We start from the raw sequence: 6,942 nt of genomic DNA on the forward strand, positions 1-6,942 counted from the left end.
CCGGCAGGAGATCCTCGATTGGATCTCGGAAAACCCCACCCAGACGGCCAAGCGCGATATCGCCAAGGCCTTCGGCATCAAGGGCGCGGCCCGCATCGACCTCAAGCGCCTGCTGAAGGAGCTTGAAGACGAGGGCGTGCTGGAGAAGCGCAAGAAGACCTACCGCGACCCGGATCGGCTGCCGCCGGTCTCGGTGCTGCTGGTCAATGCCCCTGACGCCGATGGCGACCTGACCGCCAAGCCGCTGGAATGGCAGGGCGAGGGGCCCGAGCCCACCGTCCACCTGATCCCACGCGCCTCGGATCCCGCCTTGGGCTCCGGCGACCGCATCCTCGCCCGGGTCACCCCGATCGAAGGCGAGAACGCCTACGAGGCCCGGCTGATCCGCAAGATCGGCAGCAATCCGCTGCGCCTGCTCGGGGTCTTCCGCAAGGGATCGGAAGGCGGCTGCATCGTGCCCATCGACAAGGGCAACGACAAGGAATGGATCGTGCCCGAGGGCGCCACCCATGGTGCGAAGGACGGAGAGCTGGTCGAGGGTGAACAGGCCGGGCCGCGCCACCGCATGGGCCTGCCCAAGGCGCGCATCGTGGCGCGCCTCGGCGACCCGACCGCGCCCCGCGCCGTCTCTCTCATCGCCATCCACCAGCACGGCATCCCCGATGCCTTCCCCGACGAGGTCATCGCCGAGGCCGACGCCCGCAAGCCCGCCGGCCTCTCCGGGCGCGAGGACCTGCGCGAGCTGCCGCTGGTCACCATCGACCCCTCGGATGCGCGCGACCACGACGACGCCTGCTATGCCGAACCCGACAGCGATCCGAAGAACCCCGCCGGCCATATCCTCTGGGTCGCCATCGCCGATGTCGCCCATTACGTCACCCCCGGCTCGGCGCTGGACCGCGAAGCCAGGCGGCGCGGCAACTCGACCTATTTCCCCGACCGCGTGGTGCCGATGCTGCCCGACCGGCTGTCGGGCGACCTCTGCTCGCTGCACGAGGGCGTGCCGCGCGCCTCGATCGCCGTGCGCATGGTGCTGGACCGCGAGGGCCGCAAGCTGCGCCACGACTTCCATCGCGTGCTGATGCGCTCGGCCGCCTCGCTGGCCTACGAAGAGGTGCAGGCCGCCATCGACGGCGCCCCCAATGACAAGACCGGCCCGCTGCTGGAACCGGTCATCAAGCCGCTCTACGAGGCCTATTACGCCCTGCGCGCCGCGCGCGAGGCACGCCAGCCGCTGAACCTCGACCTGCCCGAGCGCAAGATCGAGCTGTCGGAGGCCGGAGAGGTCACCTCGGTCAACTTCCGCGACCGTCTCGACGCCCACAAGATGATCGAGGAATTCATGGTGCTGGCCAATGTGGCCGCCGCCGAGACGCTGATCGCCAAGGGCTCTCCGCTGCTGTTCCGGGTCCACGAGGAGCCCTCCCCCGAGAAGATGGAGGCCCTGCGCGAGACCGCCGACGCGGCGGGCTACAAGCTGGCCAAGGGGCAGGTGCTGAAGACCGCCCAGCTGAACCGCCTGCTGGATCAGGCCGCCGGCAGCGACCAGGCCGAGCTGATCAACATGGCCACCCTGCGCGCCATGATGCAGGCCTATTACGCCCCGGTGAACTTCGGCCATTTCGGCCTGGCGCTGCAGAACTACGCCCATTTCACCTCGCCGATCCGGCGCTATTCGGACCTGGTCGTGCACCGCGCCCTGGTCAACGTGCACCACTGGGGCAAGGACGGGCTCAGCGCCGCTGATGTCGAGACCCTCGAACAGACCGCCACCCATATCTCGGAGACCGAGCGCCGCTCGATGATGGCCGAGCGCGACACCACCGACCGCTACCTGGCTGCGTACCTGGCCGAGCGGATCGGGCAGGAGTTCACCGGGCGCATCTCGGGCGTGGCGCGCTTCGGCGCCTTCGTGCGGCTGGACGAGACCGGCGCCGACGGTTTGATCCCGATCCGCTCTCTCGGGCAGGAGTTCTTCCACTTCGACCGCGAGGCGATGACCCTGATGGGCTCGCAATCGGGCATGCTGATCGAACCGGGCATGCGGGTCACCGTGCGGCTCGCCGAGGCCGCGCCGGTCACCGGCGGGCTCGAGCTGGAGCTGCTGGAGCTCGACGGCGGCAAGGTCGCCACGGGACCCCGCCGCAGCGGCGGGCGCGGCGGTCCGCGCAAGAGCTTCGGTCCCGGCAAGGGACCGGGCAAGGGCAAGCCGAAGGGCAACCCCAAGCGCAAGCTGGTGCGCGCCAAGGCCAAGACCGACAAGGTGAAGCGCAAGATCACCCGGTCGCGCGGCTGAGGCGGCGCGACCACAGCGGCCTGCCCCGGCGCCGGGCGCATCCGCGATCTGTCGCCGCCCGCCGCACCGCCTCCTGCCTGACGCTTTCGGAACGGCCCCTTTCGGGCTAGACTGGCTGCAAACAAGAAGCAGAGCAGTCGGATCCATCATGCGCGCAGTGTTCAAGGCCGCCGCCCTTCTGGCGATCACCACCTCTCTTCCGGGGGCGGGTATCGCCCTGGCCCGGGCACCGGAAACCTCCCTTCGCCCCTTGTCCCGTCCGGCCGGAGCCGCCACGGGATCCACCGCGGCGGCCCTCGTTCCCGCAGTGGCCGCCGCCGCGACGCCGGCAACCCGCGACGCAGGGGTCGTGGTGCCGGGGGTGACGCTGGCCGTCGACAGTTCGCTGCGCCCGCAGCTGCGCCCGCAACGGCTGGGCACCGCCCCGGCCAATGCCGCCCCGCAGGCGCAGCCAGTCGCCAATGATCCCGGCTTCGAGGCCTGGAAACGCGGCTTCCGAGGCCGTGCCATGGCGCAGGGGATCACCGGCGCCACCTTCGACCGCGCCTTCCGCGGCGCCCGCTTCATGCCCGATGTCATCGCCAAGGACCGCAACCAGTCCGAATTCACCAAGTCGATCCGGGACTACATGGAGGGCGCCGTCTCGGACACGCGGGTGCGCAACGGGCGGCGCGAATACAGCCAGCAATCGGCGCTGTTTTCGCGGATCGAACGCAGCTACGGCGTGTCCGGCCGCTACATCGCCGCGATCTGGGGGCTCGAGACCGCCTATGGCAGCTACCGGGGGACCACACCGCTGATCTCGTCGATGGCGACCCTGGCCTACGAGGGGCGGCGCGGCAGCTTCTACGAGGCCCAGCTGATCGCCCTGCTGAAGGTCGTGCAGCACGGCGACTCGACGCCCGAGAACATGCAGGGAAGCTGGGCTGGCGCCTCGGGGCACACCCAGTTCATGCCGACCTCCTACCTGAGCTACGCGGTGGATTTCACCGGCGACGGGCGGCGCGACATCTGGGCCGAGGATCCCTCGGACAGCCTCGCATCTTCGGCCAACTACCTGGCACGGCACGGCTGGAAATCCGGTCAGCCCTGGGGGCAGGAGGTCGTGCTGCCGCAGGGCTTCGACTATTCCCAGGCCAATGGCCCCGAGAAGATGCCCTCGGCCTGGGCTCGCCTCGGCGTGCGCCCGGCGCGCGGAGAGCTGCGCGACTACGGCCAGGCGCGGCTGCTGCTGCTGGCAGGCGCCGAGGGGCCGGCCTTCCTCGTCTACCACAACTTCGATGTCATCAAGCGCTACAACAACGCCGACACCTATGCCCTGGCGGTCGGCATCCTGGGCGACCGGATTGCCGGGGCGGGGGACCTGACGCGGCCCTGGCCGCAGGGCGAGCGGATGCTGAAACGCGCCGAGCGCATCGAGATGCAGCAACTTCTGACCCGGCGCGGCTACGACACCGGCGGCGTCGATGGGATCCTCGGCGGACGCTCGACGGCGGCGATCCGCGCCTACCAGCGCTCGATCGGATCGGTCCCCGACGGGCACCCCTCGGTGGCCCTGCTGACGCGCCTGCGCCGCTAGGCCCCCTTGCGACTATCCAAAGGCTGAAAATGCTGTGGGGGGAGGCCTTTCCGGGGGCATCGAGCCCCCTGAAAGGCCGGGGGGCAAAGCCCCCCCCCCGGCGCCTAAGGCAACCCGCTCAACGCAGCCCCTCGCCCGCGATCTGCTGCGCCAGCGCGGCCACGGCCTCGGCCCGGGCGGCGGCCACCGCCCCCGGCCCCTCGCCGCGGATCGGCACAGCGATATCGAACAGCCCCGAGCGCCCCGCCGCCCCGGTATCGGGCGCGACGAAATACTGCCCCGACAACAGGAAACGCCCGTCGCCCTCGGCCAGCATCTGCTCGACCCGGACATCCAGCCGGGCCTGGGCACGGTCGGCGAAGGGCCAGGGCTCGGACGCCACCTGCGCGCCCGAGATCCGGCGCAGCATCCGCGCCAGTTCCAGGCTCATCCCGCGGGCCGGCAGATCGGCCCAGAGCACGCCCTTGTCCGCCGAGACCGACCCATCCCCCTGCCGTTGCGCAATCTGCTGACGCGCCGCGTAGTCGGGCAGCGAGATGTCCAGCACCTCGACCGAGGCGAAGCCGATGCGCTGCGCCGACAGGCTGGCCTCGGGCACCGGCGGCACGGTGTAGAACCGTTCGTTGACCGAGCAGGCAGAGAGGGCAAGCAGGGCCGCGGCCCCGAGGATCAGATGGCGCATGGTCATCTCCCGAACAGGATGGAATTGGGATTGCGTTCCAGCTCGCGCGCCAGCGCGGCTAGGGCGGCGGCGGCGCGGTTCACCTCGCGCAGCGCGTCGCGCAGGTCACGGCCAGCACCGGCCTCGGTATCATAGCCCTGCAGCGTGCGGTCGGCACGCGACAGCACGGCGCGGGCCTGTTCCAGCAGCGCCGGCAGATCGTCGGCAGCGGTCTCGATCGAGCCCGCCGCATCGCGGGCCGAGGCCAGGGTCTCGTTCAGGTTGGCCACCACGCCGCCTTCGCGCAGGTCGGCCAGCACGGCGCGCAGCTCGTCCAGGGCCTCGCCCAGCTTGCCCGGCAGGGCGCGCGCGCCCTCGGTGCCCAGCACGGCATCGGCGCTCTGCATCAGCTGGTCGAGGCTGTCGGCAAGCTGATCCAGCGGCACCTCGGCAGCATTGCCGACCAGCTGGTCGATACGCGCCACGACATCGGGCACCCCGGCCACGGCGCCCTCGACCCCGGCAGCGGCCTGCGAGACCCCCTCCAGCGCATCCGAGAGCTTCTGCGCCGCCTGCTGGGTGTTCAGCGCGCTCACCAGAACCTCGACCTGGTCGGCGATCGCGCCGATCTGCCCCGGCAGCGCCTTGATCTCGTCCGAGCCGACGACCTCGCGCGCATCGCCCAGCAGGGCGCGCACGTCGCCCGGCACGGCGTTCAGGTCGTCACTGCCCGCCAGGGTGCCGATGTTGTCGATCATGTTGATCGCGCTGTCGATCAGCTCTTCGATCTTCAGGTTGTTTATCCGCTCGAAGACCCCTTCGGCCGAGGCCGAGACATCCGAGATCCGCCCGGCGGCGGTCGGGAAGATCGGGTTGGGCTCTGCGGTCCGGTCCAGCGCGGCGGGGGCGGCGCCCTCGACCTCGGCCAGCTCGACCTTCAGCCCGCCGGTCAGGATCGAGGCCGTGGCCAGCCGTGCCCGCAACCCGTCCGCCTCGATCCGGGCCTGGAAGAAGTCCAGCGGATCCAGCGGCGGGCCGTTCTTGTCCAGTCCCAGCCGCGAGGGCTGGATCTGCAGCGTGGTGGTCATCCGCACCCGGCTGTCGCCGAAGCGCTCGGGATCGACCAGGCCGGAAATCGCGGCGACCCGTCCGATGCGCAGCCCGCCATAGGTCACCGGCGCATCCACCGACAGGCCCGAGACGTTCTCTTCGAAGATCGCCGTCAGGTTGAGCGGCGGCGTCTCGCCGGCCCCGAAGGCGGCGGCCCGCGCCGCGCCCTCGTCGGAGTAGACGGTGAAGACGGTGCCCGGGTCGACCCGCTGCCCGCCCGAGATGACGGTGCTGAACGACACCCCGCCAGACAGCAGCGAGGCGACCGAGGAGAAATCAAGGTTGGCGCCGTTCGGCCCCAGCGAGAAGGTGAAGCCCGAGGTATCCCAGAACCGCGTCGACGAGGTGATCATCCGGTCATGGGGCGCGTAGATCATCGCGTCGGCCTCGATGGTCGAGCCGTCCTCGCTGACCTCGGCGCGGCCCATGTGGCCGACCTCGATGCCGCGGAACTCGATCGGCACGTCGCTGGTCAGCGCGCCCTGCGGTGTGGCCCGCAGGCGGATGCGCAGGCCCTCGCGGCCCTCGCGGTTCAGCGGCGGCTGCGGCAGGCCCTCGAAGCGGCTGACTTCGGCGCCCGGCTCGCTGTCCCAGAGCCCCTCGAGGTAGACCCCCGACAGCACGGTGCCCAGCCCGGTGACCCCGCGCGCGGTGACCTGCGGACGCACGATCCAGAACTGTGCGTCCCCGTCGACGAAGGGTGCCACGTCCTTGTCGATGCGGATGAACACCTGCACCTCGCGCAGCCCGTCGCTGAAGCCCACCTGTTCGACGACGCCGACCGCCACGTCGCGATAGCGCAGCTCTGTCTCGCCGGCGGCGACCCCCTCGGCGTTGGCGAAGGTCACCTCGATCAGCGGCCCGCGCTCTGCGTAGGAATGCCAGGCGACGCCAAGCGCAATGGCCAGGGCGGCCATCGGCAGCAGCCAGATCAGGGAGAACCGCTCGATCAGCGACCGGCGGGTCGATGTCACATGGGCCTTGGGAAGGTCGGGGGGCAGATCGGTCATGTCACGGGATCTTTCGGGGCGTCTGGCGCGGCACCGGCCAGGCCATCGCGCTGCGGAAGGGAGGGGGCGGAGGGCTGCCGGGCCTCGGCATCCCAGATCAGGCGGCTGTCGAAGGCCATGGCCGAGAACATGGTGAAGATCACCGACAGAGCGAAATAGAGGCTGGCCGGGCCGGGGCGGATCGCCACCACGGCGCCCAGTTGCACCAGCGCCGAGAGGATGGCGACGACGAAGACGTCGATCATCGACCAGCGGCCGATGTACTCGACGATCTCGTGCAGCTGCT

5 protein-coding genes are annotated in these 6,942 nt (G+C 70.5%); 2 read left to right on the forward strand and 3 right to left on the reverse strand.

Annotation, left to right across the window (positions count from 1 at the left end):
* Positions 1–2,296: ribonuclease R (gene rnr, locus OS124_RS0117770; RefSeq protein ID WP_010141209.1), on the forward strand; the 2,296-nt coding region annotated here is incomplete at its 5' end.
* 148 nt (positions 2,297–2,444) lie between these two features.
* Entirely contained in the window at positions 2,445–3,875 is a 1,431-nt protein-coding gene (locus OS124_RS0117775; protein ID WP_010141210.1) for a lytic murein transglycosylase, read from the forward strand.
* 118 nt (positions 3,876–3,993) lie between these two features.
* Here the strand turns inward: OS124_RS0117775 and OS124_RS0117780 are convergent, their stop codons facing one another.
* The 3 genes from OS124_RS0117780 to OS124_RS25155 all read right to left on the reverse strand — a co-directional run.
* Entirely contained in the window at positions 3,994–4,557 is a 564-nt protein-coding gene (locus tag OS124_RS0117780; protein WP_010141211.1) for a PqiC family protein, read from the reverse strand.
* 2 nt (positions 4,558–4,559) lie between these two features.
* Positions 4,560–6,656, reverse strand: a complete 2,097-nt coding sequence (locus OS124_RS0117785) for an MlaD family protein (RefSeq protein ID WP_010141212.1) — start codon at positions 6,654–6,656, stop codon at positions 4,560–4,562.
* Positions 6,653–6,942: paraquat-inducible protein A (locus OS124_RS25155; RefSeq protein ID WP_010141213.1), on the reverse strand; the 290-nt coding region annotated here is incomplete at its 5' end. The genes OS124_RS25155 and OS124_RS0117785, both read right to left, overlap by 4 nt.

This window comes from Oceanicola sp. S124, assembly GCF_000220565.1.
Lineage (GTDB): Bacteria > Pseudomonadota > Alphaproteobacteria > Rhodobacterales > Rhodobacteraceae > Pseudooceanicola.